Consider the following 25,207-nt stretch of genomic DNA (forward strand, 5'->3'; position numbering starts at 1 on the left):
TCTCGAGAGCCGTCTGTTCGGGAGCAGGTTTCTTCAACATGACCCAGTGAATCACAAAACCCCTGGACCAGCCAGGGGTTTGTCAGCAGTCTGAGCCGCCTGTTTCCAGGCGGCTCCCATGCCGTTTTCCTCTCCCGGGAAACTCTTTTGGCTTATGCAGCCTTTTCCAGTGCCTGCTGCCAGCTGCCCTTGGCGGCGAGCGTGTTCATTTCGGCGCGGTGCTGGAAGGCGCGCTGGCCGGCGGCGACGTTTTCAGACTTGCCGCCCCATGCCTTCAGCGCCGTTTCCTGCAGCGCGCGGCCGTAGGAATAGGTCAGCTTCCAGGGCAGATCGTAACCGGCAACCATGGCCGACAGATGCGCCGTTGCCTCTTCAGACGTCTGGCCGCCCGACAGGAATGCGATGCCCGGAACCGATGCCGGCACGGTGGCTTTCAGAACCTTGACGGTGCGCTCGGCCACTTCCTCGACCGATGCCTTGCGGGCCTTGATGCCGTCGATCACCATGTTCGGCTTCAGGATCATGCCTTCGAGGTTGACGCGGGCGTCGAACAGGTCGGCAAACACGGTCTGCAGCACGTGCTGGGTCACTTCGGCGCAGCGATTGATGTCGTGGTCACCGGGCGTGCCGTCCATCATCACTTCCGGCTCGACGATCGGCACGATCTCGGCCTGCTGGCAGAGAGCGGCGTAACGGGCGAGCGACTGTGAATTGGCCTTGATCGAACCCCAGCTCGGGCGCTGTTCGCCGATGGTGATGACGCCGCGCCACTTTGCGAAACGCGCACCGGCTTCGCGATATTTGCGCAGGCGCTCGTAAAGGCCATCAAGGCCTTCGGTGATGAATTCATGGGGGTGAAGCGCCATCGGCTTGGCGCCGATATCGACCTTGATGCCCGGAATGGAGCCGGCGCCGGTGATGAGGTCGACAAATGGCGTGCCGTCGGCAGCCTTCTGGTAAAGGGTTTCTTCGTACAGGATCACGCCGGAGATGCAGTTCTTCATAGCAGATTCAGTGCGGAACAGCATTTCGCGGTAATCGCGGCGGCTGGTTTCGGTCGACTCCAGGTTGATGCTGTCAAAACGCTTCTTGATCGTCGACGTCGACTCGTCGGCGGCCAGCAGCCCCTTGCCGTTTGCAACCATCTGTACGGCAATGTCTTCGAGGCGTTCGGTCATGTTGGTCTCCCGGGTGCTGATAAAAGCTGATATTTCGGCCATAACAGAAGAATAGGGCACAAAAAACAGGGAGCTAATTGTTTGAAACGATTGAAATTATTTCAATCGTTTAAAAGAACTAAAATTTTTGAATATTCTTGTTAAAAAAAGAGAGCGACCTATTTAGCCGCTCTCCTACTCGTCATGGGTGTGAACATTCGCTCATTATGGCGACATTTGCGCCAGCGAAAGATCAGTCCTTCTTGAGGACTTCGACGCCCGGCAGGGCCTTGCCTTCCATCCATTCCAGGAATGCGCCGCCGGCGGTCGAAACGTAGGTGAAATCGTCCGCAACGCCTGCGTGGTTCAGTGCCGCCACCGTGTCGCCGCCACCGGCAACCGAGGTCAGCTTGTCGGCCCTGGTCTGCTCTGCGGCAAACTTTGCGGCGGCAACCGTTGCCGTGTCGAAAGGTGCAATTTCGAAAGCGCCGAGCGGGCCGTTCCAGACCAGCGTTTTTGCCTTGCCGATCCACTCATTGATGGCTTCGACCGATTTCGGGCCGACGTCGAGCGCCATGGCATCGGCCGGGATGGCATCGATGGCAACCGTTTCATTGGCGGCATGGGCCTTGAACTCGCGGGCAACGACGGCATCGACCGGCAGCACGATGGCGCAGCCGGCTTTCTCCGCTTCGGCCATGATCGCCTTGGCTGTCTCGCCGAGATCGTGTTCGCACAGCGACTTGCCGACATCGATGCCCTGCGCTGCAATGAAGGTGTTTGCCATGCCACCGCCGATGACCAGCGCATCGACCTTCTTCACGAGGTTCTGCAACAGGTCGATCTTGGTCGATACCTTGGCGCCGCCAACGATGGCGACGGTCGGGCGGACCGGGTTGCCGAGGCCTGCCTGAAGCGCTTCAAGCTCCGCCTGCATGGTGCGGCCGGCATAGGCGGGCAGGTGGTGGGCAAGGCCTTCCGTGGAGGAATGCGCGCGGTGGGCGGCGGAAAATGCGTCGTTGACAAAAATGTCGCCGTTCTTTGCCAGTTCGGCGGTAAAGGCGGCGTCGTTCTTTTCCTCGCCCTTGTGGAAACGGGTGTTTTCCAGAAGCAGGATATCGCCGTTCTTCATGGAGGAGACGGCGTCTGCCGCATCCGGACCGATGCAATCGGAAGCAAACAGGATCTTGTCGCCCAGCACTTCATTGACGGCGGTGACGATCAAAGACAGCGACATGTCGGCGACCGGTTCACCCTTCGGGCGGCCGAAATGCGCCAGCAGAATGACTTTCGCGCCTTTTTTCGACAGTTCCAGGATGGTCGGTGCGACCCGCTCGATGCGGGTCTTGTCGCTGACCTTGCCATCTGCCATCGGCACGTTGAGGTCGACGCGCACGAGAACGCGCTTGCCCGCGATGTCGGAGAGGTCGTCGAGAGTCTTGAAGGCCGCCATATCGTCAATCCATATGTTTACGGGTTGGAATTTCGAAGCGGACCATACTATCCTTGAACGCGGACGCAAGGAGCCAGGTCAAGGACAGCGGTACTGAACCGCGTCAAAACGCTGCGCCGGCTTGCGTTAACGAAATTCCCATCGGGCCGGTGTGTAATCCTCGGCGATGATGCAGGAGCCGGTTTTTTGGCGGAGCCGGTCTAGCGAGGTGAAAAATGGCGGGTCGGTCCAATCGGAAAGATACCGATACTGGAACTGATGTGATGGCGGCCGTGACGGACGACGCGCGGATTCTCGACCTCCTGCCGGCGCTGATCGGTTACATGGATGCCGATCTCAACCTTCTTTACGTCAACAGGACCTATGCCGAGCTGCGCAATATCGATCGCCATGCGGTGATCGGCAAACAGGCGCGCGAAGTGGTGGGTCCGGAAAATTACGCCGCCATCCGCGAAAAACTGGAACTGGCGCGGGCCGGCACACCTGTTTCCTTCGATTACGACCTGATGTCGAAAGGCCAGAAGCGCCGGGTCATGGCGCATTACGTGCCCGATCTTGCCGAAGATGGCAGCGTGCGCGGCGTGCTCGTGCATGTCAGTGATCTTGGGCAGCGTCAGGCGGATTTGAGCGAGCGTGCGGAAGAAAGCCAGGCGCTTTTCGAAAACGCCTTCAGGAACTCGCCGATCGGGCTTGCTCTCGTGGATACGAGCGGCATCATTCTGCGCACCAACAAGAGTTTTGCCGAGATGCTGGGCCGCACGGTCGAGGAGGTGACGGGCATCGGCTTCGGGGGCATTACCCATCCGGACGATATCGATGCCGATCTGTTTCTGTTCCGCCAGGTTCTGGCCGGCCACCGCGACAGCTATCGCATCGACAAACGCTATCTGAAGCCCGATGGCGGCATTACCGAAACCAATCTTTCCGTTACCGCCATGCGCAACGAGGCTGGCGAAATCGTGCGTTTCATCTCGCAGATCGTTGATGTGACGGAGCAGAAACAGGCGCAGCGGGCGATGAGCGAAATCAACGCGCAGCTGGCCGTTGCCATGGATGCCGTTTCGGGCGGGTTCTGGCAGTTCGATATCGGCAAAAGCGATTTCCGCATTTCCGATGGCCTGAAAACCTTCATCGTCGGCCCGGGTCCGGTGCCGTTTGATCTTTCCGGTTATATTCAGCGCATGGATCCGCAGGACCGTGCGGGGGCCGGGTTCGAGCGGCTGGTGGCGGGCCAGACGGATCGCGAAACCGCCGAATACCGGCTGCTGACCGTGACCGGCGAACGCTGGATGCGCTGCGAACGAAAGCTGTTGCGCGACGAAGAGGGCCGGCCGATCAAGATCATGGGCGTCGCCTTCGATATTTCGCGCGAACGCGAAACGCTGCGGCTGACACAGGAACAGGCCAATCGCGACAGTCTGACCGGTCTTCTCAACCGCCGTGGGCTGGAGGCCGCCTTCGCGCTTGGCCGTTCGGACCATGCCTGCGGCGTGCTGGCGATCGATCTGGATGGGTTCAAGCTGGTCAACGACCGCCATGGCCATGAGGCCGGCGACGAGGTTCTGGTCGAAACGGCACGGCGGCTGAAGGCGGCGGTGCGTGATACCGATCTCATCTGCCGCACCGGCGGCGACGAATTTGTTGTCGTGCTGGTAGACGCCGACGAGGCGCTGATGGATGCGATCAGTAACCGCATTATCGAGTTGATGGGGGCGACGATGATCATCAGCTACGGCGAGGTGAAGGTGGGCTGCAGCATCGGCACCGTCTGGTATCCGGCATGGCCGGTCAGCCTGAAGGAGCCGCAGGCGCGCGCCGATGCCGGGCTTTACCGTGCCAAGGCGGCGGGAAAGAACACCTGGCGGGCGGGGTGAGGATCAGGCGTCCTGCGGTTCTGTCGGGAGTGCTTTTGCCACGAGTGAAATCTTGAAGCCCAATGCGTCGGCCACTCTGGTAATGGTTCCGAATTCGGGATTTCCTTCGCCGCTCAGCGCCTTATAAAGCGACTGGCGCGGCAGGCCGGTGGCACGCGAGAGATCGGACATGCCACGTGCACGGGCAATCACGCCGAGCGCCAGCGCTATCTGTTTCGGATCGCCTTCCGCACTTGCCACCGCCAGATATTCTTCGATCGCTTCGTCCGTTTCGAGATAACGCGCTGCATCAAATTCGCGTGTTTCGATCGTCATGATTTCAGCCCTTCAGCTTTCTCGCCAGCGACTTTGCCTGCCGAATATCCCGTTCCTGCGTGCTCTTGTCGCCGCCGCACAGGAGGACATAAACGACCGAACCCTCCCGAACGAAATAAACGCGATAGCCGGGACCGTGATCTATCCGCAATTCATTGACACCGTCGCCGACGGATTTGACATCGCCAGGATTGTCTGCTGCGAGGCGCCCGACGCGTTCAGCGATGCGGGCTTTCGCCCGTTGATCACGGAGACGGTCAAGCCAATTCGCGAATTCCAGCGTTTCCCGAATGGTGAATATGGAGCTGTGTAAACCTGAGTTGACAGCCCTGCAAGAGGTCGTATTCCAGCCTATCAGCTTTGCGAGGTGACCAGATCATCTTCTCGCGCCGCGCCGCTGAATGTGTTGTAAACACCTTCGAACTCGGTTTTCAGCGGTTGGCCGGCATAAAAGTCGCGGAATTTTCCGACAACCTTGTTTTCCGACAAAAACCGGCAAACGGCCTGCCGAAATTTCCAGCTCTTGGCTTCTTTCGGCAGGCGTGACAGCCAGTGCCTGTTCGGCCGGCCAAATTTCTGCTCCGGCAGAAGCGCATGACCAGACGGCATCGGATTGCGCGACATGACATCGAGGAACTGGTCCAGTTCCGCCGGTGTCGCGAAGATCAGTTCGACGCCTCGGAAATGCACATGCAGAAGGCACCACAGCTTTCGCTGAAAACGAAATGGGTGATCGATTTGCGCGGGCCGTTTTCGTTGCCCCGAAGCTGTCGTTTCCCTGATCCAGCCGTTCCAGCGGAAATCGGCCCAGATGCTGATCGGAGTTTCCGGGAAATTGCGGCTGTAATACAGTTTTGCCAATTTCATGCGAGCCTCGCGTCTATCATCCCGCCCTGAAACTGCGCCGCCAACAATCCCTCCGCAAGTTCAACAGCATCCACCGGCCAATAAATCTCCGGCCTTGGCCGATGCACATTCGCGCGCCCTTGCTCCGGCCGGCATGACAGCACGCTTTGCCGCCATTGCGCCGGGATCGCCGTTTCACCATGCACGGCACCCAGAAGTGCGCCGGCGATGGCTGCGTTGGTATCGGTGTCGCCACCGCCGGCAATGGTTTGCACCACGCCTTCTTCCAGCGATGGAGCATGCAGCAACTGGAACAAGGCGTTGCGGAAGGCGATCATCACCCAGCCCTGCTGGTGGGTGAAATCGCCGGGTGGTGCGTATTGCGCCGCTTCGATGACCTCGCGAACCTCTGTCGAGACGCCGAGTTCGTTCGACCAGCCCTGAATGGCCTCAAAAAGGTCTGCCGGCGTCGGGCCGGTGGCGATGGCATGGGCAATGGCGCGCGCAAACAGATTGTTGATCTGCCGGCAGATCGGGTTGGGATGGGTGATGACCGCATCCTGTTCCGCCCATTCCCCGACCTGTTTGAGCGGCCGGCCGGCGCCAAAAATGCCAAGCGGCGCAATCCGCATCAGGGCGCCATTGGCCTGACTGTCATGGTTAGGAAGGTAGTCGAGGCCGTCGCGCACGGTGTTGCCGATATCGAACGGGCGAGAGTGCAGCCAATCCTCATAGGCTTTTCGAGCGGCATCCTGAACATAGGTTCCTTCCGCAACGATGGAGCGGGCGAGCGCCAGAGCCATTTCGGAATCGTCGGTCGGCTGGCCGGCAATGGTGTTCCATGTGCCGCCATCATGCATCAGCCGCACGCCATCCGGATATTTTTGGAGGATTTTTCCAGGTGTCTGGAATTCCACCAGCGATCCCAGCGCATCACCGGACAATTGTCCGAGCAAACAGCCGATGGCACGGGAGCGGATTTCTGTCTGCATGGCTGGGGTCCTTACGAAATGGTCTGGCTGGATAATCTAAGGTTTGTAGCTGACAATGCCACACTCGTTCCGCCGCTTGAATCGTCGTGGTCAAAGTAATACCTTGATGTTTATCGGTATTACAAAAGTGGTTCAGATGAGCACGACGGTCACATCGAAAGGTCAGGTCACGATCCCGAAAGCGGTCCGCGATCTTCTCGGCATCGCGCCCGGCAGCAAGGTCGATTTCCAGCGCATGGATGATGGTCGCGTGGTTCTGATGGCAGTCGGCAGGGAAAAGCCGGCCAGCCGGTTCGAAAAATTGCGCGGGCATGCGGGTGAGGGGCTTGGTACCGATGCCATCATGGCACTGACGCGCGGTGAAGCGTGACGCTGGTCGATACCAATGTCCTGCTTGATCTGGTGACCGGCGATCCGGTCTGGGCCGATTGGTCGATCGAGCAGCTGGAAAATGCCAGCCTTCGCGGCCCGTTGCTGATCAACGACATTATCTATGCCGAGCTTGCGGTGCGTTATGACCGCATCGAGGATCTGGATGCTTTCATCGATGCGGCGCATTTGGTGTTGACGCCGGTCCCACGGGCAGCCCTTTTTCTGGCGGGCAAGGTTTTTACGCAATATCGACGCGCCGGTGGGTCGCGTACCGGCATGCTGCCGGATTTTCTGATCGGCGCACAGGCTGCGGTTCAAAAAATTCCAGTGATGACGCGGGATATTGGGCGCTATCGCAGTTACTTTCCGACTGTGAAGCTGATCACGCCTGATCGCTGAAGGCTTTCACTCCCCCGTGGTCGCCTTTTCCCGTGCTTCCTTCGCCCGTGCCCTGTAGCGTCTGAGCGTGTCCCTTATCCGGTGGGCGATTTCGCGCATGTTGATGAAGATCGGCAGGCCGGTGGCCGGTTCCACCGGTTCCAGCGAAATGCCGACGCCGCTGATATGGTTCTGCTCGTCGAGATCGCGCACGATCAGGATGATCGAGCCGAGCCGCACCCGGTCGGCATATTCGGCGTGACCGCTCAGGCGGCTGAGGATGAGTTCGGACACGGTCATGCCCTGTTCGGCTGCCGTCAGCAGGCCGGGACCATAGGCGGCGTCCAGTTCCTTCGCGGGCCTTGAAGGTGAGATGGCGAAGGCGCCGAAAAAGTCGGCATCGTCTTCTTCCACCGGCAGGCGACCGGCAAACAGGCGGTCGAGCAGGCGGGAATAACCGGGGGCGATGAACATGTAGAGCTGATCATTCTCCTTCAGCCGCCCGGCATATTGATAACGCATGCTGCGGCCGTCGCGGATGACCAGCGATGGTGTCGCCCAGCGCGGAATGCGCTCGCCGCGCAGCACGGCGCTGTCTTTCGCCACGCGGTAGGTGATCAGTTCGTGGTTTGCGCGGCCGGGCAGGTCGAGTTCCAGCTTGTCGACCTCACCCATGCGTGGCGGAATGATGAGGCCGAGTTTTTGCGCGACCGGCTTGATCGTCCAGCCCTGCAGAAGAAGAGACACGAGCACGATGATGAAGGCCGTGTTGAAATAGACCTGTCCATGCGGCACTTCGCCCATGACGGGCAAGATGGCAAGCAGGATGGAAACGGCACCGCGCAGGCCCACCCATGCGAAAAAGCCGATTTCCTGCTGGGTAAAATCGAAAGGAAGCAAGCTCAGCCACACGGCGATGGGGCGGGCGACAAAGATCAGGAACAGCGCAAGCGCAATGGCCGGCAGCGCGATATCGCCGAATTGCGAGGGCGTGGCGAGCAGGCCGAGCACGAGAAACATGATGATCTGTGCCAGCCATGTCAGCCCGTCCTGAAAACGGCGGATCGCTTCCTTGGCAAAAATCTTGCGACTGCCGGCATAGATGCCGGCGACATAAACGGCGAGAAAGCCGCTGCCGCCGAGCGTGCCGGTGAAGGAAAAGACGAGGAGGGCAAGGCCGAGGACGAAGATGGGGGCAAGGCCGCGGTCGGCGGCAAACCGGTTGACGATGGCGACGATCATCATGCCGCCGAGAAGGCCGAAGATCAGGCCAAGCCCCATTTCCTTGACGAATTCGGCGAGCAGTTCGATGTTGAGGCCGCTGGTGCCGTGGCCAAGGCTGACGACCTGCACAAGCGACAACGTGAGAAAGATCGCCATCGGGTCGTTGGTGCCGGATTCCACTTCCAGCGTCGAGCGCACCTTGTCGCGGATATGGATGCCGCCGATGCGCAGCAGAAAGAACACGGCTGCGGCATCCGTGGAGGCGACGATGGAGCCGAGCAGCAGGCCTTCCAGCCATGTGAAGCCCAGAAGAAGCGAGGCCGCGAAAGCAAAGATGACGGCCGTCAGCACCACGCCGACCGAGGCGAGCGCGAGCGCCGGCATGGCCGCGAGCTTGAAGGAGTGGACGGAGGTGCCGAAGCCGCTGTCGAACAGGATGATCGCCAGCGCCAGCGAACCGATCATATAGGCGAGCGGATAGTTGTCGAAACGGATGCCAAGACCATCGGAGCCGGCGGCAAGGCCGATCATCAGGAAAACGAGCAGGAGCGGTGCGCCGAAGCGGAAGGCGATGAGGCTCGAAAAGGCTGCCGCAAGCACCAGAACCGTGCTCACCAGCAGGATGATGTAAAATGCCTCCACTGCGTTTTCTTCCTTGTCCTCGTCGTCACGGCACTGTCGGGTTTCCGGTCATGGCATCTGCGTTGCGGCATCCGCGAAGGCGGGCCGGCTTTCGTCCGATCATAGACGAAAAACGAAAACATGCGCGTGGGTCCGGCTCATGCCGGCGGGAATCAGGCAGTAGCCGATAAGGCGCGGGTAAAAGGGGCAAGAGAAGGGCAGAGGGTAAATTTTACATAAGAAAGGCGGGCCGGATGGTTCCGGCCCGCCTTTCGGAGTTCATATGTCTGCATTTCTGCCGATTATGCCAGCCAGAAGATCAGGCCGGAGAGCGCGAAGCCGATCAGGCCCATCAGGGTCTGCATGACGGTCCAGGTCTTGAACGTGGTCTTGATATCCATGTTGAAGAAACGGCCGACCAGCCAGAAGCCGCTGTCGTTCACATGCGACAGCATGACCGAACCCGATGCAACCGCGATCACGACGGCGGCAAGTTCGATACCCTGGTAACCGGCCGCCTGAATGGCGGGCTGCACGAGGCCGGCTGCGGTGATGAGGGCGACCGTTGCCGAGCCTTGGGCGACACGCAGTGCGGTCGAGATCAGGAAGCCGGCGACGAAGACCGGCATGCCGATATCGGCCAATGCACCCGAAAGCGCGTCGCCGATGCCGGAAGCGCGCAATACGCCACCGAACATGCCGCCGGCACCGGTGATCAGGATAACCGAGCAGACCGGGCCCAGCGCGGATTCGACGATACGTTCGACCTTGAGAGCGGAGCGACCGCGCGCCGGGCCCAGGGCATAAGAAGCCACCAGAACCGAGATCAGCAGGGCGATCGGCGTTGCGCCGATGGTGCGTGCGAGCTGGAACCAGCTGGCGTCCTTGCTCACCCAAGCTTGCGCGCGTGCGAAATCGAGGCCGGTGTTGAGGAAGATCAGCAGCAGCGGCAGAACCAGAAGGGCAACGACAAGGGCCGAGCTCGGCGGCGTGATCGTGTCTTCCGAGGACTTTTCTTCGGAAGCATTTTCCGGGACCGGCAGGTCAATGCGGTTGCCGATCCATTTGCCGAAGAAATGGCCGGCAAGGATCCATGTGGGGATGGCGACGATCAGGCCGACGAGAATCAGCAGGCCGACATCCGCGCCCAGCAATTCGGCGGCGGCGACCGGGCCGGGATGTGGTGGCACGAAAACGTGCATGACCGAAAATGCGGTCGCAACCGGGATGCCGTACAGAAGAAGGCTGCCGCCGAGGCGGCGGGCGACGGTGAACATGACCGGCAGCATGACCACGAGGCCGGCATCGAAGAAAATCGGAAAGCCGAAAAACAGCGAGGCAATGCCGAGCGCCATCGGCGCGCGTTTTTCGCCGAAGCGCCGAACCAGATCATCGGCAAGCGCCTGCGCGCCACCGGAGACTTCCAGCAGGCGGCCCAGCATGGCGCCAAGGCCGACCAGCAATGCCACGCCACCAAGCGTGGAGCCGAAGGCCGAGGTCAGCGTGGTCAGGATGTTGGCGGCGGGGATGCCCGTCACCAGCGCCGTCAGGAAACTGACGAGAATGAGCGCCACGAAAGCGTGGACACGAAACTGGATGATCAGGACAAGCAGCAGCGCGACTGCGCCGGCTGCGATGGAAATGAGCGCGCCTGCGCCCAGTGTCTGTTCAAATTCCGGCAATTTTACTCCTCCAATGCAAGGCCTTAAATCGTTGTGGCCCGTGCATTCGTCGCCATGATGAATTTATCTGCTCTGGCTCATTGCGAGCCGTCAATTTCGCGCTCTACGACAGTTTTGTGCGGTGCATCAACCGTGTTTCGGGTGCCATCCCAGCCATTTTTGGCCTCTCAAGTGGCGAAAACGATGATTTTGGAGGGCGGTGGGGCATGGTGCGGCCTTTGCGCTTTGCCGAGCTAACCTGTCTGCGGCGTCAGTCTTCTGGCCAAAATGTGACACGGAGCCTGTTCGGCAAGGCAATGAGGCTTGAAAAATGCGTGAGCCATGATCCGTTCATGGAATTGGCCGCGGTTTTGTCGCAAGGCGTGGATTGGCGATGATATCTCTCGACGCCAGCCTGCGCATAAATTATCTATAATTCCATGACAACCGCCAAATCAGACACGATCGCCGTCCGTATCAGTCGCGTCCTTGCCGAACGCATCATTGCCGGCACGATAGCGGCAGGGGAGAAACTGCGACAGGACCATATTGCTGAGGAGTTTGCCGCCAGCCATGTGCCGGTGCGTGAGGCGTTTCGCCTGCTGGAAGCACAGGGGCTGGTGGTCAGCGAACCGCGCCGCGGCGTGCGGGTGGCAAGTTTTAGCCTCGATGAGGTGAAGGAAGTGGCGGAAATGCGGGCGGCGCTCGAAGTGCTGGCGCTTCGCCATGCCGCGCCGCATCTGACGCGCGCCATTCTTGATGCGGCGGAAGCCGCCAATCATGCCGGCGACAAGGCGGCGGATGTGCATGTCTGGGATGAGGCGAACCGGACCTTTCACCGGCTGATCCTTGCGCCCTGCGGCATGCCGCGCCTCCTGAAGGCGATCGACGACCTGCAGATGGCAAGTGCCCGCATGCTGTTTTCCGGTTGGCGGGCCGAATGGGAGGCGCCGACCGACCGCGATCACCGTGCCATTCTTCTGGCTTTGCGGGCGGGCGATGTGGAGCAGGCGGCCGCCGTACTGGGGCGCCATGTTCAGTGGGTCGGCAAGAACCCGCGTTAAAATCAATTTTTCTGCTGTCCAATCAATAGGTTTTGCAGGTCGCGGTGTTTGCGGCTTGCCATTTCGTTTATTCCGTGGATTCATTAGCTATATATTCCATAAATTATCTATAATTTGGAGATCCACATGAGCTATCTATCCTCCGGCGCATCCCGCCCAGCCTTCAGCCCGCTTGATCTGCAGAATGCCTCGCTGGTCTGGAAGGGGTTTGCCATCCTGCTTGGCACCGGCATCCTGGCCGCTTCCTCGTATATTTCGGTGCCGATGATTCCGGTGCCGATCACCCTGCAGACCCTTGCCGTGACCATGATCGGCGCGCTTTATGGCTGGCGTCTCGGCGCGGTCACGGTAATCGCATGGCTGGCGGAAGCCGCTGTCGGCATGCCGGTTCTGGCAGGCGGTGCGTCCGGCTTGTTACCCTTTGTCGGGCCGACATCGGGTTATCTCTTCTCCTTCCCGATCATCGCGGCGCTGACCGGCTTGCTGGCCGAACGGGGCTGGAACGGTCATCGCCCGCTTCTGGCGTTTCTTGCCATGATGTTTGCCAACCTTATGTGCCTTGCCATCGGCGGTGTCGTGCTGGGCTTCATGATCGGCGCGGAAAAGGCGTTCCTGTTCGGCGTCCTGCCGTTTCTCGTCGGTGCGGCACTCAAGTCCGCGCTCGGTGCCGCCTTGCTGCGGCTGATTGCAGGCCGGGGCGCACGCCCGGTCGCATGACGGTTCGCCTGCGTCCGCATCATCTCCTTTGCTTGCTGACTTATGTGGGCAAGGGATATACGCCTGATTTCGTTGCCAATTACGATCGGATCGCCAGGCGTCTGTCGGATGGCGAGGATGTTCTCGTCGTTGACGGTCCGGATGATGTCTGTGCGGCTTTGCTATGCGAAAGCGATCCGCATTGTTTTCGCGACAGCGTGCGGCTGCGTGATGCGCAGGCGGCGGCGGATGTCGGTGATCTTCTGGACCTGACGATCTCGGTCGGAACGCGGATTGAACTGCATCCGCCTTTGCTGGCGCGAATGCGCAAGGCTTTTACCGGCGGGTCCTTGCGAAAGGCGTGTGGCGGTTGCGAATGGTCTGACCTGTGCAGCGGTATTGCCGCTGATGGTTATGGTGAGGTGAGGGTGAGGGTAGAGGCCGAGGTTCCTTTGTAGGTCTCCATGTTCTCCGTCATCCCGGCTCAGGGCCGGGATGACGCAAGAGGGGCGTTAATCTCGCACAGAAAACGCTCAGGAAGACATAAACTGAGCAACAAAAAAGGGGCGCCCGGAGCGCCCCTTTCGTCATGTCTGTCGGCTCGATCAGATGAACTTCGCCAGTGCGACCGATGTGTCGGCCATGCGGTTGGAAAAACCCCATTCATTGTCGTACCAGGTCAGGATGCGCACGAAATTGCCTTCGAGAACCTTGGTCTGGTCGATCGCGAAGATCGAGGAATGGCTGTCGTGGTTGAAGTCGCGCGAAACCAGCGGCTCGTCGGTGTAGCCGAGAATGCCCTTGAGAGCGCCGTTAGAGGCAGACTTGATGGCTTCGTTGATTTCGGCGGCAGTGGTGTCGCGCTTGGCGACGAACTTGAAGTCGACGACCGAAACGTTCGGGGTCGGTACGCGGATCGAGGTGCCGTCGAGACGGCCCTTGAGGTGCGGCAGAACCAGGCCGACAGCCTTTGCGGCGCCGGTCGAGGTCGGGATCATGGACAGGGCTGCGGCGCGGGCGCGGTACAGATCCTTGTGCATGGTGTCGAGCGTCGGCTGGTCACCCGTGTAGGAGTGGATCGTGGTCATGAAGCCGTGGTCGATGCCGACGGCGTCATCGAGAACCTTGACCACCGGAACGAGGCAGTTGGTGGTGCAGGACGCGTTGGAGATGACCAGATGGTCCTTGGTCAGCTGGTCGTGGTTGACGCCGAAAACGACCGTCAGGTCGGCATTGTCGCCCGGTGCCGAGATGATGACGCGCTTGGCGCCGGCCGTCAGGTGGGCGGCGGCCTTGTCGCGGCTCGTGAAGATGCCGGTGCATTCCAGCGCGATATCGACGCCGAGTTCGCCATGCGGCAGCTGGGCCGGATCACGAACGGCGGTGACCTTGATCGGCTTGCCGCCGGCAACGGTGATGGTGTCGCCGTCGACCTTCACTTCGGCCGGGAACTTGCCGTGGATGGAATCGTAACGGAGCAGGTGGGCATTGGTTTCGACCGGGCCGAGGTCGTTGATGGCAACGACTTCGATATCGGTGCGACCGCTCTCGACGATGGCGCGCAGCACGTTACGGCCGATACGGCCGAAGCCGTTGATAGCAACCTTTACAGTCATAAGACGCTTTCTCCCTGAATGATGGGACCTTGATATAGGCCGGTGAGATGCCGCTCCGAATTGATCCAGAGCGGCATTCGGAATTAAATTTTCGCTTCCGCGGCGGCGACGACGGCGTCAGCCGTGATGCCAAAGTGCTTGAAGACATCCTTGGCCGGACCGGAAGCGCCAAAGCCCTTCATGCCGACAAACGTGCCTTCCGGACCGATGAACGCATCCCAGCCTTCGCGAACGCCAGCCTCAACAGCGATCTTCACCGGCGATTTGCCGAGAATCTCGGCGCGGTAGGCGTCCGGCTGTTCGAAGAAGAGTTCGGTCGAAGGCACGGAAACGACGCGTACCGACGTGCCCTTTTCCTCAAGCGTCTTGGCAGCAGCAACGGCCAGTTCGACTTCCGAGCCGGACGCGAAGATCGTGACCTTGGCGTCGGCATTGCCGGAGAGCGTGTAAGCGCCCTTGGCCGAGCGGTTCTCCTCCGAATATTCGGTGCGAACGGTGGTGAGGTTCTGGCGGGTGAGGGCCAGACCCGACGGACGGTCCTTGGTCGATACGGCGATCTGCCAGCATTCGGCAGTTTCGACGGCATCGGCCGGGCGGAACATCATCAGGTTCGGGATGGCGCGCAGCGAAGCCATCTGCTCGACCGGCTGGTGGGTCGGGCCATCTTCGCCGACGCCGATGGAATCATGCGTCAGAACGTGGATGACGCGGATGCCCATCAGCGAAGCGAGGCGGATCGGCGGGCGGCAATAATCGGAGAAGATCATGAAGCCGCCGCCATACGGGATCAGGCCGCCATGCAGCGCGATACCGTTCATGGCCGATGCCATGCCGTGTTCGCGAATGCCCCAGTGCATGTAGCGACCGGCGAAATCGGACGGCGTGATCGAGACCATCTGACTGGTCTTGGTGTTGTTCGAAGGCGTCAGGTCGGCGGAGCCGCCGATGGTTTCCGGCAGGAAGCCGTTGATGACTTCGAGCGCGTCTTCCGAAGCCTTGCGGGTGGCAACGGTCGGCTTGGTTTCAGCGAGCTTCTTCTTGTAGTCGCTGATGGCGGCATCGAAGCCGGCCGGCAGGTCGCCTGCAAAACGGCGGTCGAATTCAGCCTTGTGGGCGGACTTTTCGAGACGGCCTTCCCATGCCTTGACGGCATCGGCGGAACGGGTGCCGGCAGCGCGCCATTCGGAAATGACGTCGTTGGGAACGACGAAGGGTTCGAATTCCCAGTTCAGCGCCTTGCGGGTAGCGGCGATTTCATCGGCGCCAAGAGGCGAGCCGTGAACCTTGTGGCTGCCGGCCTTGTTCGGAGCGCCGAAACCGATGACGGTCTTGCAGGCGATGAAGGTCGGACGGTCCGACTTGTGGGCCTGTTCGATGGCGTCGGCAATGGCTGCCTGGTCGTGACCGTCGATCTGGATCGTGTTCCAGTTGACGGCCTTGAAGCGGGCGATCTGGTCGGTCGAATCCGACAGCGAAACGGCGCCGTCGATGGTGATCGAGTTGTCGTCCCAGAACAGAACCAGCTTGTTCAGCTTCAGGTGGCCGGCGAGCGCGATGGCTTCGTGCGAAATGCCTTCCATCAGGCAGCCGTCGCCGTTGATCACGTAAGTGTAGTGATCCTGCAGGTCGGAGCCGAATTCGTCAGCAAGCTTGCGTTCTGCGATCGCCATGCCGACGGCATTGGCAATGCCCTGGCCGAGCGGACCGGTGGTCGTTTCGATGCCGGTGGCGTGGCCGTATTCCGGGTGGCCGGCGGTCTTGGAACCGAGCTGGCGGAAACCCTTGAGGTCTTCCACCGTCATGTCCGGGTAGCCGGTTAGATAAAGCAGCGAATAGAGAAGCATCGAACCGTGGCCGGCCGACAGTACGAAACGGTCGCGGTCGGGCCAGTGCGGCTTCGTCGGGTCGAACTTCAGGTATTTGGAGAACAGGACCGTTGCCACATCGGCCATGCCCATCGGCATGCCTGGGTGTCCGGAATTCGCCTTTTCGACGGCATCCATGGCAAGGAAACGGATCGCATTTGCCATCCGGTCGTTTTGTTCGCGAGAAGTCATGGCTTATCCACTATCGTCCGAGGGTCGGTCAGCGGGCCTTCAGGAGGCCCTGTAAAGGGAGCGCCTGATCCTTAGCAGGTGCATCGCGCAAGTCAACAAATGGGGGCATAGCGAAATCCTGCAAGTGCCGCATTTCGACGCAGCCTGCCCACATGTGGTGCAGCCGTGCGCGGATGCTAAAAGAACTTGTCGATCCACAACATAGAAGGGTTGGTAAAGGCAGTGGTTTATTGACCCGCATCATGGCGGTGCATAATCTGCGATATCTGTTGGACAGTCAGGAGTGTGCGATTCGTCGCTTTCCTGCATGCACCGGGAAGGCGAAAGATGCCGACGGACAAGTCGTTGGAGCTTGCCATTTCAGATCTGAAGTTTGCCATCGGCGGGCTTGAAAACGCAATCGACGCACGCATCGAGCGGCAACGCATGGGTGCTGAAGTCGAGGGCGAGGTGCGTCGCGTGCATGCTGACCGGGCGCGTCTGGCACAGGAACTCGATCAATCGGAGTTTCGCGCCAACCGGCTCGAAGAGGTCAATCGCGAAGTGTCGCGGCGTCTGGTCACGGCGATGGAAACCATCCGCGCCGTGCTCGATCGGTAAAGAGTGGGATTGAGCAGCAATGGCGCAGGTCACTGTAACGATCGACGGCAAGGCCTATCGCATGGCCTGCGAGGAAGGCCAGGAACAGCATCTCGAGACGCTGGCCGGCCGGTTCGACCAATATGTCGGGCATCTGAAAAGCCAGTTCGGCGAGATCGGCGATCTGAGGATCACCGTCATGGCCGGCATTATGATCATGGATGAACTGGCGGAACTTACCCGCAAGATAGAGCGCCTCGAAGGCGAGATTGCTTCACTGCGCACCAGCGGTGAGGGGCAGGCGCAGGACAAGGCCCGCAACGAGGCACTGATGGTGTCTGCCGTCGAGGAACTGACGGCGCGGCTGCGCGACATTACCACCAAATTGTCGGCCCGCCAGCCCGAGCCGACGGAAGGTTGATCCGGCAGGTCGCCCGGATTTTCAGGGCCTGTTTCTGTCTTTGAATAAAAACCGCTGGCAAGTGCTTGTCACCTCTGGCGGTGCGTCGATTGACCGACTATATTGCACATGCGTTCTGCGCTTCCCGACAGGAACCACAATCCCTGGGGCCATACTCGATCCAAAGGGAGCTGTCCCTGGCCAGGCCCGTGGGCTTGGACATATGGCGCCCACCTACGTTTGTAGGCACCCAGGATCGTAAACCTCCATCGGTTGCCGTGGATCGCACCTGATTTTCTCCCCGCTCGGCGTGTTCGCGCGTGCTCGTCTCATCTGACGAGCGTGCCGGGACGCGTGTATCTCCGTTCAAAGATGTTGCCGAAAATGTTATCCGCCCACGCCCTGCGTCTCAGGCAAAACTGCCCTATGTCGCTCTTATGACGGAGGGCAGGACATATACGCCGGAGCAGTTGCACCGCATCTATAACGCACATGTGCGCGTCTGCGCGATGCGCGGTGTCGAGCTTGTCAGCGGTGAAGGCAAGCAGATCGCCAAGCGGCTGCTGAGCGAGTTTACCGGTTCGGAGCCGGAAGATGACATCGTGCGGAAGTTTTTGTCTTGATGGTGCAGTTCTGAGCAAGCGGCTGTGCTAAATACGTATCAAGCCTCAAGTGCAGCAGTGGAGTGTTTGAGAACGCAGTCACGGGTAGTGCCCGTCTGCAGTTCTTGAGCCGCAGCAACCAACGCCTCGAATTCCTGTTTTGAAGTCTTTGCTATCTGTGTGCCAGCATTGGCCATAAATGCTGACATCAATCGTTCTTTTCTCCCTTTGCTTCGAGGGTCCTTGGTCACGACGTCGGCTAGCGTCACAAAGAGGATCGGCAGCAACGTTTCGGTGCTGGCTGTAAGCTTGTCGTTCGGCAAACAGGTTCGGATGCTTTTCGCCAAAACAATGCGTGTCGGCGTCGGGGCTGCATGATCAGCTTTTGCAATTAGCGCGAAAGCGGCCAGAGATTGCTGTTCCTTGTTGAACTGGTGAACGACGAAAACGCCACCCGCCGCCAGAAGCAACGCGCCTCCTAATACAAATTTCCACATGACCACGCCCCCGATAAATATCATGCTCTCAGCCTGCAAATATCCGTAGGTCGCAAGTTTGATGAGTGCAATCTGGGAGGGTCGAAGAGTTGTTGGACTGGTTCGCGGATCATTAACGCATCAGGCCAAGCTTCGTTTGTACCCTTCCTTGATGGAAGCGGCTTGAAATTGCATTTTCATTTTAGCTGAAGATGTTGTCTCGATCGGCGAGCGCGACGTTGCAATCCCCGTCGTTACAGGGGGGCGTCATGCATATGCCCCTAACTCCTTGACTTCTCTGTCATCCTCCCCACTTGTGTTGCCGGGGAGATCAAGCCGAATCCATGGCCATTCTGAACAACACTTTCGCGCGCTCGTCACTGCTCATGCTGCTGGTTGGTGGCGTGATCATGCTGGGTATCGTTTTGTCGTCGTTTTTCCTGGCGCAGAATACCAGTGACTATTTCAACGAAGTGACGCGACTGCGCGCCGTGCGCACCAATTCCGCCGATCTTCTCTTGCGCGTGCAGGCGGCCGAGACGGCGCAGCGCGGTTACCTCATCACCCGCGAACCGGCATTTCTCGCGAGCTTCAACGAGGCGCGTGACGCCATTCCCGAACAGCTGGCCAGGCTCGAGCGTTCCGGTAGCGCTCAATCCTATGTGCCGGTTCCGATGGATGAATTGCGCCAGTTGATCGGCGACAAGATCCGCGAGATGGAATCGACCTTCGACCGGATGAACAACAATGATCTGCGGGGCGCCGTTGCCATTGTTCGTAACGACAGCGGCCGGCAGATCATGGACCGGCTCTCGAACATTCTGAACGGTATCATCGGGGTGATGGATACGCGATTGACGCAGGGTATTTCCGAGTTGCGCCAGTCTTCCGCCAGCCTGCAATGGGTCAGCGTCGGTGGCGGTTTCGTCATCCTTCTGGTCGTCGGCGGCGCCATTGCCATCGTTGGTCAGCATGTGGGCGAACTCAATCGTGCCCGCCAGCAGGTCGAAACGCTCAATGCCGGTCTCGAGGAACGCGTCAACGAGCGCACCGAGGACCTGATGCGCGCCAATAGCGAGATCCAGCGTTACGCCTATATCGTTTCGCACGATCTGCGCGCGCCGCTTGTCAACATCATGGGTTTTACCAGCGAGCTGGAAACCACGATGAAGGATATCCAGGCCTATGTGCTGGCCGAGGGCATGCCGAGCGAGGATCAGGTGAAGCAGGCGCGCTTCGCTGTCGAGGAAGATCTGCCGGAAGCGATTTCCTTCATCCGCTCATCCACCAAGAAGATGGACGGCCTGATCAACGCCATCTTGAAGATTTCACGCGATGGCCGCCGCGAGCTGAAACCCGAGCCGATCGATCTTTCCGACATGCTGGAAGTGACGGCTGCCACCATCAACCATCAGGTGGTCGAGGCGGGTGGCGAGATCAAGATCGCCGTCAATGCCGCCAAGGGCCTGGTGTCCGACCGCTTTTCGCTCGATCAGGTGTTTGGCAACCTGTTCGACAATGCCGTCAAATACCGCAATCCGGAAAAACCGCTCTCGTTGTCCGTACGGGCCTATCCGGTCGGTCGCACGGCACTGCGCATCGAGGTGGCCGACAATGGTCGCGGCATCGCGCCGGAAGACCACGAACGGGTTTTCGAACTGTTTCGCCGCTCCGGTTTGCAGGATCAGTCCGGTGAGGGTATTGGTCTTGCGCATGTGCGATCGTTAGTCAGAAATTTAGGTGGGGACATTACGGTCACATCTACGCTGGGGGGCGGTTCGACTTTCGTCATTCGTCTCCCCTTGGATTTGTCCCAGTATGTCAGGAGCAACGGGTCATGAAAGCTGCCGGTAAGGAAGTCACCATCGTCATGATCGAGGACGATGAAGGCCATGCCCGCCTCATCGAAAAGAACGTGCGCCGCGCCGGTGTCAACAATGACATCGTGCCGTTCACCAACGGCAATGCGGCGCTTGACTATATTCTCGGACCGGATCGTTCCGGTGACGTCTCGCAAGGCCGTTACCTGCTGATCCTTCTCGACCTCAACCTTCCGGACATGTCGGGTATCGATATTCTGGAAAAGGTGAAATCCAACCAGCATACCAAGCGCCTGCCGGTGGTCATCCTCACCACCACCGATGACGAGCGCGAAATCCAGCGCTGTTACGATCTCGGCGCCAATGTATACATCACCAAGCCGGTCGAATATGACAGCTTTGCCAATGCTATCCGGCAGCTGGGTCTGTTCTTCTCGGTCATGCAGATCCCCTGAACTCTTTTGCCCCTAAACTCTCTTGAATGAAAAGGCCCTCGCGCCGATGCCGCAGACCGTTCTTTATATTGATGACGATGTCGCCCTCGGGCGGCTCGCGGAACGGTATCTCGGCCGCGCCGGTTATGCGCTGAAACATGCCGTCGATGGCGCAACCGGCCTGGCCCTTGCGGAAGCGGGCGGCATCGACGCTATCGTGCTCGACCATTATCTGCGCGCCGAAACCGGGCAGGACGTACTGCGCGGACTGAAAGAACGCGGCATCGAATTGCCGGTGATCTATGTCACCGGCTCCAGCGAGGCGACGATTGCCATCGACGCGTTGAAAAGCGGTGCGTCCGACTATGTGATCAAGACGGTCGGCGACGAGTTCTGGTCGCTGATGGAAAACGCCATCCGCCAGTCGATCGCCAATGCCGAACTGCGCCGCGCCAAGGAAAAGGCCGAGGCCGAAATCCGCATCGGCAAAGAACGCGCCGAAGTGCTGCTGGCCGAGGTCAATCACCGCGTCGCCAACAGTCTGGCGCTGGTGGCGGCGCTGATCCGCCTGCAGGTGACGAGCAGCCGCAGCGACGAGGTCAAGGAAGCGCTGACCGAAACACAGGCGCGCATTTCCGCCATCGCCGGCATGCACCGCAGCCTTTATACGTCCGACGACGTGCGTACGGTCGAGATCGACAAATATCTCGAAACCCTGGTCAAGGAAGTGCAACGCTCCGTCGAGATGGGCGACAAGGGTCCATCGATCCGGCTGGAAGCCGAGGAGATTTCCCTGTCTTCCGATCGCGCCGTTTCCGTCGGCATGATCGTTACCGAACTCCTGACCAACGCCATCAAATATGCCTATCCGACCGGGACGGATGGCGAGGTTCGGGTGATTTTCAAAAAATCCGATGAGGCGCATGCGCTGCTGGCGGTGGAAGACGACGGCATCGGCTGTCTCGATGATGCGGCGCCGAAGGGCACCGGTCTTGGCACCCGCATCATCAAGTCGATGGCCTCCACGCTCGGCTCCGCCGTCACCTATGTGCCGGTTGCCGTCGGCACCCGTGCCGAACTGCCGATCGCGCTATAGTCGGTCGAGCGTTTCTCGACAATAAAGCTCCGCGTGAGATGCGTTCAACTGTCGGGCCCGAGCGTGTTGTTGAGTGTCGATCCCGATATCGTGAAGGATCTGACCGCGCCCTGCGGGTCATAGACGTATAGTCCATCGTACGTGTTGTCGTCGCCGGCTTCGACCCAAACCTTCAGCCGAACCCAGTCGCCTTTCTGGATTGCCGGGTCGGTGCATTTTTCACTCAGATTCATGGTCTTGGAATGCGGGTTGGTGAAATTGTCCTTGTTCTTGGCCTCGTTGTCGACAATGTCTGTCTGGTGGCGGTAAAGTACATGGATGTCGCAAGCGAAGCCGCCGTCGTTCTTGACCGTGAACTGGCTGACGGTGGGAAATGTTGCAGGCGGCGTAACCGGATTGCGAACCCATGCGTCATAAGTCATCGCAAGTAGAGATGCTTCATCCACTATGCCGATGGAAGACCATGTGAAAATAGCATAGCACATGCCGGTCGGCATGTCTTTCTGAGGCTTTACATTTACCCCATTTGCCTTGAATAGGGCGACCAGATCCTCCAGCTTTCCATAACCGCAGACGCCAACGCAATGATCGCGAAGTGTGGGCGCGGCATAGCCATAAAGAGTCCAGCCAGATTTTCCGCCAGTGACGTGGCCGTTCTTGTTGGTTTCCAACGTAGCTGAACCAATGCCTAGCTTGACAGGGCCATAGGTAGCGATCGCGCCCTGCAGTGAGGTCGTGTCGCTCTTGGAGATCTGCAAGTAACCGCCGGTGTAGACCGTTGGTCCGATCAGTTCCATTCCGGAGGTATACATTCTCTTCAGGACACCGGAAATCGGCGCGCCCTCGAGAAAATCCCATTGCGTCGCCCAATCCGTGACGGTCTTATCGGGGATATCAATATGCGGCATGGCCGCAGCCTTTGCAAAAGCCTCCTCGGCGGCCACGCAGTCTCCATGCTTGTCATTGCCCCAGTAGGATATCTGGCTCGGCCACAGGAGGAAACTGGTCGGTATGGTGACCGTCGGATCCTGAACGTAGAATGGCGTTGCCTCGAGTACCCCTTCAGGCTCTGGCAAAAGACCGCGCGGAAACTGGGACGGCGTTTGTGTATCGGTCATCTCAACAATACTCCGTAAAATATGTTACATTGTCATATTTTATGAAAGGTATTTTTTAAGCTGTAATTTTTTATGTAAAATTCTCTGTAGAGTTAAAACTTATGGCGGTTCGCGGCTTCTTTTATGAACCATTTCTCGCCTCGTCGCATTTTGGGCGGCAAGGCACGCAGCTGCGGCAAGCGGTTTGCCAAAAATACCCGTCGAGCAACTTCGTTGCGATGCGACCATTGCCAAGCGTCGGTGCGAACCCTATTGTCTGGGTCTATTGACGGATACAGGACCATGACATCCCTGAACCGGCGACGGTTTTCCGAACGCTGTGTGAGACATTGCTGAGACGCCGGACCTGCGCTTTTTCGCGCAGGCATTTTTTCATTCCGGCGTGATGATCGCTGCGGCTGAACCGCATGCGTCTCGGCCGGATCCTTCAGTTCCAATCAAAGAGCTTCTTGTGTTAACCGAAATACTCATCGTGGTCTGCCTCACGGTTCTGAACGGTGTTCTCGCAATGTCGGAACTCGCCGTCGTTTCCTCGCGCCCCATCCGCCTGAAGGTGATGGCCGAACAGGGCAACCGGGGGGCGGCGACCGCGCTGCATCTCGCAGACGATCCGGGCCGTTTTCTATCCACCGTGCAGATCGGCATCACGCTGGTCGGTGTACTCTCGGGTGCCTTTTCGGGCGCCACGCTCGGCGCACGCTTGACCGGCTGGCTGGTCACGCAGGGTCTGTCGCAGAATGTTGCGGACTGGCTCGGTGTCGGCACGGTGGTCGTCATCATCACCTACATGTCGCTGATCATTGGCGAACTGGTGCCCAAGCAGGTGGCGCTCCGTAACCCGGAAGCGGTTGCCTCGCGTGTTGCGCCTGCCATGTGGCTGTTGTCGAAGATCGGTGCGCCGGTCGTCTGGCTCCTGGATATTTCCGGCCGCACCGTGCTGAAACTGCTGGGCCAGAGCGGCGAGAGCGAAGACCGCGTCACCGATGAGGAAATCCGCACCGTTCTTGCCGAAGCCCAGAGCGCCGGCGTGATCGAAAGCGGCGAAAGCGAAATGATATCCGGCGTCATGCGTCTGGCCGACCGCACCGCACGCGGCCTGATGACGCCGCGCCGCGATGTCGAGGTGATCGACACCGAAGACGATGCCGACGAGATCCGCGCGCAACTGCGCGATACACATCGCTCGCGCCTGCCGGTGCGCAAGGGCAGTTCCGACGAGATCATCGGCGTGCTTTTCGTCAAGGATGCCTACGATTTCATGGCCGGCGGCAAGCTTGTCGACATGAAGACCATCCTGCGTGATGCGCCCGTTGTTTCGGACCTCACCGGCGCACTCGATGTTATCCAGGCGCTGCGCAAGGCACCGGCGCATATGGTGCTGGTCTATGACGAATACGGCCATTTCGAAGGCGTGATCACCTCCGGTGACGTGCTGGAAGCGATCACCGGTGTTTTCCAGGAAGACGAAATCGAGGAACCGGCCATCGTGCCGCGTGGTGATGGTTCCTACCTTGTTGCCGGCTGGATGCCGGTGGACGAGTTCGGTCACCAGATGGGCATTTCGATCGAGGAAGACCCGGGTTACGAAACCGTCGCCGGTTTTGTCATCGACGAATTGAAACACCTGCCGGAACTGGGTGAAAAGTTCACGACCCACGGCTGGACATTCGAAGTCATCGATCTCGACGGCCGCCGCATCGACAAGCTGCTGGTCAGCCGTGCCACGGATCAGGATTGATGGCGACAACGCCGGAAAAAGCCGAGCTTCGCAACGGGCGGCTTGCCGCCCGTGATGCCATGCCGGTCGAGGTTCGGTTGGAAAAGAACCTGTTGTTGACGGCCCACGGGCTTGGCGTTATCGCGGTTTCCGCCGGCACGGTTGTGTCCGGTTTCCTGCCGATCCGTTCTGAAGTCGATCTCAAGCCGTTGATGGCGGCGTTTTCGCAAGAGGGCGCAAAACTGTGCCTGCCGGCAATCCTCGACAAGGAAACCATCGTGTTTCGCGAATACCGGCCGGATGGCGAGCTGATCTCCATGGGTTTCGGCACCTATGGGCCGGCCGAACATGAACCGATCTTGCAGCCGGAAATCATGCTGGTTCCGCTTGCCGCTTTCGACCAATCCGGCAACCGCATCGGTTATGGCGGGGGGTATTACGACCGCGCCATTCACCAAATGCGTCAAAAAGGCCACAATCCGAGGCTGATCGGCATTGCATTTGACTGCCAGGAAGTGGCATCAGTGCCGGTAGAACCTCACGACATCAGACTGGACGCGATCCTGACGGAAAGCGGTTACCGGACCTTCGCCTGAGGCGAGGGCTGTACGGCAGTCACGATTGGCACAGATTGGATTA

The 25,207-nt window shown here is 59.5% G+C and carries 26 protein-coding genes and 1 other RNA gene; 15 read left to right on the top strand and 12 right to left on the bottom strand.

Features of this window, described 5'->3' with window-relative positions; all coding sequences use genetic code 11:
- Positions 1–152: 152 nt before the first annotated feature.
- Both J2T09_RS17530 and J2T09_RS17535 read right to left on the bottom strand, forming a co-directional pair.
- On the bottom strand, positions 153–1,178 hold the full coding sequence (locus tag J2T09_RS17530; RefSeq protein ID WP_306837007.1) for a class I fructose-bisphosphate aldolase: 1,026 nt from the start codon (positions 1,176–1,178) through the stop codon (positions 153–155).
- Between the two features lie 232 nt (positions 1,179–1,410).
- The gene (locus tag J2T09_RS17535) at positions 1,411–2,610 is read right to left on the bottom strand and encodes a phosphoglycerate kinase (protein WP_306837009.1); all 1,200 of its coding nucleotides are present in this window, start codon (positions 2,608–2,610) and stop codon (positions 1,411–1,413) included.
- A 263-nt stretch (positions 2,611–2,873) separates the two neighbouring features.
- Between J2T09_RS17535 and J2T09_RS17540 the strand changes: the two genes are divergently transcribed.
- Positions 2,874–4,484, top strand: coding sequence for a diguanylate cyclase (locus J2T09_RS17540; RefSeq protein WP_306837011.1), 1,611 nt, complete (start codon positions 2,874–2,876; stop codon positions 4,482–4,484).
- A 3-nt stretch (positions 4,485–4,487) separates the two neighbouring features.
- Here J2T09_RS17540 and J2T09_RS17545 read toward each other — a convergent pair whose 3' ends face one another.
- The 4 genes from J2T09_RS17545 to J2T09_RS17560 are packed head-to-tail and all read right to left on the bottom strand — an operon-like array spanning position 4,488 to position 6,637.
- Positions 4,488–4,799, bottom strand: a complete 312-nt coding sequence (locus J2T09_RS17545) for an addiction module antidote protein (protein WP_306837013.1) — start codon at positions 4,797–4,799, stop codon at positions 4,488–4,490.
- A 4-nt stretch (positions 4,800–4,803) separates the two neighbouring features.
- Positions 4,804–5,100 carry a type II toxin-antitoxin system RelE/ParE family toxin gene (locus J2T09_RS17550; protein WP_306837424.1) on the bottom strand — a complete coding sequence of 99 codons (297 nt, stop codon included), beginning with the start codon at positions 5,098–5,100 and terminating at the stop codon, positions 4,804–4,806.
- 53 nt (positions 5,101–5,153) lie between these two features.
- Complete coding sequence (locus J2T09_RS17555; protein WP_306837015.1) at positions 5,154–5,666, bottom strand: hypothetical protein; 513 nt, start codon at positions 5,664–5,666, stop codon at positions 5,154–5,156.
- A complete protein-coding gene (locus J2T09_RS17560) occupies positions 5,663–6,637 on the bottom strand; it encodes an ADP-ribosylglycohydrolase family protein (protein WP_306837017.1) in 975 nt (324 codons plus the stop codon). Before J2T09_RS17560 ends, J2T09_RS17555 begins: the two co-directional genes overlap by 4 nt.
- Positions 6,638–6,773: 136 nt before the next feature.
- Between J2T09_RS17560 and J2T09_RS17565 the strand changes: the two genes are divergently transcribed.
- Both J2T09_RS17565 and J2T09_RS17570 read left to right on the top strand, forming a co-directional pair.
- Positions 6,774–7,007 (top strand): AbrB/MazE/SpoVT family DNA-binding domain-containing protein, encoded by a 234-nt coding sequence (locus J2T09_RS17565; RefSeq protein ID WP_306837019.1) that lies wholly within the window; start codon positions 6,774–6,776, stop codon positions 7,005–7,007.
- The gene (locus tag J2T09_RS17570) at positions 7,004–7,408 is read left to right on the top strand and encodes a type II toxin-antitoxin system VapC family toxin (RefSeq protein ID WP_306837020.1); all 405 of its coding nucleotides are present in this window, start codon (positions 7,004–7,006) and stop codon (positions 7,406–7,408) included. Before J2T09_RS17565 ends, J2T09_RS17570 begins: the two co-directional genes overlap by 4 nt.
- A 6-nt stretch (positions 7,409–7,414) precedes the next feature.
- On the opposite strand, the gene J2T09_RS17575 is transcribed toward J2T09_RS17570, so the two are convergent.
- Together J2T09_RS17575 and J2T09_RS17580 are read right to left on the bottom strand one after the other, a co-directional pair.
- Complete coding sequence (locus tag J2T09_RS17575) at positions 7,415–9,253, bottom strand: potassium/proton antiporter (protein ID WP_306837022.1); 1,839 nt, start codon at positions 9,251–9,253, stop codon at positions 7,415–7,417.
- A 281-nt stretch (positions 9,254–9,534) separates the two neighbouring features.
- On the bottom strand, positions 9,535–10,914 hold the full coding sequence (locus J2T09_RS17580; RefSeq protein WP_306837024.1) for a GntP family permease: 1,380 nt from the start codon (positions 10,912–10,914) through the stop codon (positions 9,535–9,537).
- 419 nt (positions 10,915–11,333) lie between these two features.
- Between J2T09_RS17580 and J2T09_RS17585 the strand changes: the two genes are divergently transcribed.
- From J2T09_RS17585 to J2T09_RS17595, 3 genes are all read left to right on the top strand, one after another.
- Complete coding sequence (locus J2T09_RS17585) at positions 11,334–11,957, top strand: GntR family transcriptional regulator (RefSeq protein WP_306837026.1); 624 nt, start codon at positions 11,334–11,336, stop codon at positions 11,955–11,957.
- Between the two features lie 126 nt (positions 11,958–12,083).
- Positions 12,084–12,674, top strand: a complete 591-nt coding sequence (locus tag J2T09_RS17590; protein ID WP_306837027.1) for a biotin transporter BioY — start codon at positions 12,084–12,086, stop codon at positions 12,672–12,674.
- Positions 12,675–12,706: 32 nt separating this feature from the next.
- Positions 12,707–13,111, top strand: a complete 405-nt coding sequence (locus J2T09_RS17595) for a DUF1284 domain-containing protein (RefSeq protein ID WP_306837029.1) — start codon at positions 12,707–12,709, stop codon at positions 13,109–13,111.
- A 147-nt stretch (positions 13,112–13,258) separates the two neighbouring features.
- On the opposite strand, the gene gap is transcribed toward J2T09_RS17595, so the two are convergent.
- Positions 13,259–14,269, bottom strand: coding sequence for a type I glyceraldehyde-3-phosphate dehydrogenase (gap, locus tag J2T09_RS17600; RefSeq protein ID WP_306837031.1), 1,011 nt, complete (start codon positions 14,267–14,269; stop codon positions 13,259–13,261).
- An 83-nt stretch (positions 14,270–14,352) separates the two neighbouring features.
- Positions 14,353–16,326: a transketolase gene (gene tkt, locus J2T09_RS17605; RefSeq protein ID WP_306837033.1), complete on the bottom strand. Its 1,974-nt coding sequence runs from the start codon at positions 16,324–16,326 to the stop codon at positions 14,353–14,355.
- Between the two features lie 327 nt (positions 16,327–16,653).
- On the opposite strand from tkt, the gene J2T09_RS17610 reads away from it, so the two are divergent.
- The 4 genes from J2T09_RS17610 to J2T09_RS17625 all read left to right on the top strand — a co-directional run bounded on the left by J2T09_RS17610 (position 16,654) and on the right by J2T09_RS17625 (position 17,928).
- Positions 16,654–16,926: a DUF4164 domain-containing protein gene (locus tag J2T09_RS17610; RefSeq protein ID WP_306837035.1), complete on the top strand. Its 273-nt coding sequence runs from the start codon at positions 16,654–16,656 to the stop codon at positions 16,924–16,926.
- A gap of 19 nt (positions 16,927–16,945) precedes the next feature.
- Positions 16,946–17,326, top strand: coding sequence for a cell division protein ZapA (locus J2T09_RS17615; protein WP_306837037.1), 381 nt, complete (start codon positions 16,946–16,948; stop codon positions 17,324–17,326).
- Between the two features lie 109 nt (positions 17,327–17,435).
- Positions 17,436–17,594: non-coding RNA, 6S RNA (ssrS, locus tag J2T09_RS17620), on the top strand.
- A gap of 31 nt (positions 17,595–17,625) precedes the next feature.
- On the top strand, positions 17,626–17,928 hold the full coding sequence (locus tag J2T09_RS17625) for a hypothetical protein (RefSeq protein ID WP_306837038.1): 303 nt from the start codon (positions 17,626–17,628) through the stop codon (positions 17,926–17,928).
- A 38-nt stretch (positions 17,929–17,966) separates the two neighbouring features.
- Here J2T09_RS17625 and J2T09_RS17630 read toward each other — a convergent pair whose 3' ends face one another.
- A complete protein-coding gene (locus tag J2T09_RS17630; protein ID WP_306837040.1) occupies positions 17,967–18,428 on the bottom strand; it encodes a hypothetical protein in 462 nt (153 codons plus the stop codon).
- Between the two features lie 299 nt (positions 18,429–18,727).
- On the opposite strand from J2T09_RS17630, the gene J2T09_RS17635 reads away from it, so the two are divergent.
- From J2T09_RS17635 to J2T09_RS17645, 3 genes are read left to right on the top strand one after another with little or no spacing between them, the layout of a single operon-like run.
- Entirely contained in the window at positions 18,728–20,224 is a 1,497-nt protein-coding gene (locus J2T09_RS17635; protein ID WP_306837042.1) for a sensor histidine kinase, read from the top strand.
- A complete protein-coding gene (locus J2T09_RS17640) occupies positions 20,221–20,658 on the top strand; it encodes a response regulator (protein ID WP_306837045.1) in 438 nt (145 codons plus the stop codon). The genes J2T09_RS17635 and J2T09_RS17640 overlap by 4 nt, the downstream gene beginning before the upstream one ends.
- A 46-nt stretch (positions 20,659–20,704) precedes the next feature.
- The gene (locus J2T09_RS17645; RefSeq protein WP_306837047.1) at positions 20,705–21,733 is read left to right on the top strand and encodes a sensor histidine kinase; all 1,029 of its coding nucleotides are present in this window, start codon (positions 20,705–20,707) and stop codon (positions 21,731–21,733) included.
- A 44-nt stretch (positions 21,734–21,777) separates the two neighbouring features.
- On the opposite strand, the gene J2T09_RS17650 is transcribed toward J2T09_RS17645, so the two are convergent.
- Positions 21,778–22,851, bottom strand: coding sequence for a hypothetical protein (locus J2T09_RS17650; RefSeq protein WP_306837049.1), 1,074 nt, complete (start codon positions 22,849–22,851; stop codon positions 21,778–21,780).
- A 451-nt stretch (positions 22,852–23,302) separates the two neighbouring features.
- Between J2T09_RS17650 and J2T09_RS17655 the strand changes: the two genes are divergently transcribed.
- Both J2T09_RS17655 and J2T09_RS17660 read left to right on the top strand, forming a co-directional pair.
- A complete protein-coding gene (locus J2T09_RS17655) occupies positions 23,303–24,589 on the top strand; it encodes a hemolysin family protein (protein ID WP_306837051.1) in 1,287 nt (428 codons plus the stop codon).
- Positions 24,589–25,164: a 5-formyltetrahydrofolate cyclo-ligase gene (locus J2T09_RS17660; protein ID WP_306837054.1), complete on the top strand. Its 576-nt coding sequence runs from the start codon at positions 24,589–24,591 to the stop codon at positions 25,162–25,164. Before J2T09_RS17655 ends, J2T09_RS17660 begins: the two co-directional genes overlap by 1 nt.
- Positions 25,165–25,207: the final 43 nt, after the last annotated feature.

Origin of the sequence: Neorhizobium huautlense (assembly GCF_030811685.1) — a bacterium.
Classification (GTDB): Bacteria; Pseudomonadota; Alphaproteobacteria; order Rhizobiales; family Rhizobiaceae; genus Neorhizobium; species Neorhizobium huautlense_A.

Bases quoted from the DNA above. Each gene is read 5' to 3' on its own strand.
- J2T09_RS17530 (WP_306837007.1), bottom strand. From the start codon at position 1,178: ATGACCGAACGCCTCGAAGACATTGCCGTACAGATGGTTGCAAACGGC.
- J2T09_RS17535 (WP_306837009.1), bottom strand. From the start codon at position 2,610: ATGGCGGCCTTCAAGACTCTCGACGACCTCTCCGACATCGCGGGCAAG.
- J2T09_RS17540 (WP_306837011.1), top strand. From the start codon at position 2,874: ATGGCGGCCGTGACGGACGACGCGCGGATTCTCGACCTCCTGCCGGCG.
- J2T09_RS17545 (WP_306837013.1), bottom strand. From the start codon at position 4,799: ATGACGATCGAAACACGCGAATTTGATGCAGCGCGTTATCTCGAAACG.
- J2T09_RS17555 (WP_306837015.1), bottom strand. From the start codon at position 5,666: ATGAAATTGGCAAAACTGTATTACAGCCGCAATTTCCCGGAAACTCCG.
- J2T09_RS17560 (WP_306837017.1), bottom strand. From the start codon at position 6,637: ATGCAGACAGAAATCCGCTCCCGTGCCATCGGCTGTTTGCTCGGACAA.
- J2T09_RS17565 (WP_306837019.1), top strand. From the start codon at position 6,774: ATGAGCACGACGGTCACATCGAAAGGTCAGGTCACGATCCCGAAAGCG.
- J2T09_RS17585 (WP_306837026.1), top strand. From the start codon at position 11,334: ATGACAACCGCCAAATCAGACACGATCGCCGTCCGTATCAGTCGCGTC.
- J2T09_RS17590 (WP_306837027.1), top strand. From the start codon at position 12,084: ATGAGCTATCTATCCTCCGGCGCATCCCGCCCAGCCTTCAGCCCGCTT.
- gap (WP_306837031.1), bottom strand. From the start codon at position 14,269: ATGACTGTAAAGGTTGCTATCAACGGCTTCGGCCGTATCGGCCGTAAC.
- tkt (WP_306837033.1), bottom strand. From the start codon at position 16,326: ATGACTTCTCGCGAACAAAACGACCGGATGGCAAATGCGATCCGTTTC.
- J2T09_RS17610 (WP_306837035.1), top strand. From the start codon at position 16,654: ATGCCGACGGACAAGTCGTTGGAGCTTGCCATTTCAGATCTGAAGTTT.
- J2T09_RS17615 (WP_306837037.1), top strand. From the start codon at position 16,946: ATGGCGCAGGTCACTGTAACGATCGACGGCAAGGCCTATCGCATGGCC.
- J2T09_RS17630 (WP_306837040.1), bottom strand. From the start codon at position 18,428: ATGATATTTATCGGGGGCGTGGTCATGTGGAAATTTGTATTAGGAGGC.
- J2T09_RS17635 (WP_306837042.1), top strand. From the start codon at position 18,728: ATGGCCATTCTGAACAACACTTTCGCGCGCTCGTCACTGCTCATGCTG.
- J2T09_RS17640 (WP_306837045.1), top strand. From the start codon at position 20,221: ATGAAAGCTGCCGGTAAGGAAGTCACCATCGTCATGATCGAGGACGAT.
- J2T09_RS17645 (WP_306837047.1), top strand. From the start codon at position 20,705: ATGCCGCAGACCGTTCTTTATATTGATGACGATGTCGCCCTCGGGCGG.
- J2T09_RS17650 (WP_306837049.1), bottom strand. From the start codon at position 22,851: ATGACCGATACACAAACGCCGTCCCAGTTTCCGCGCGGTCTTTTGCCA.
- J2T09_RS17660 (WP_306837054.1), top strand. From the start codon at position 24,589: ATGGCGACAACGCCGGAAAAAGCCGAGCTTCGCAACGGGCGGCTTGCC.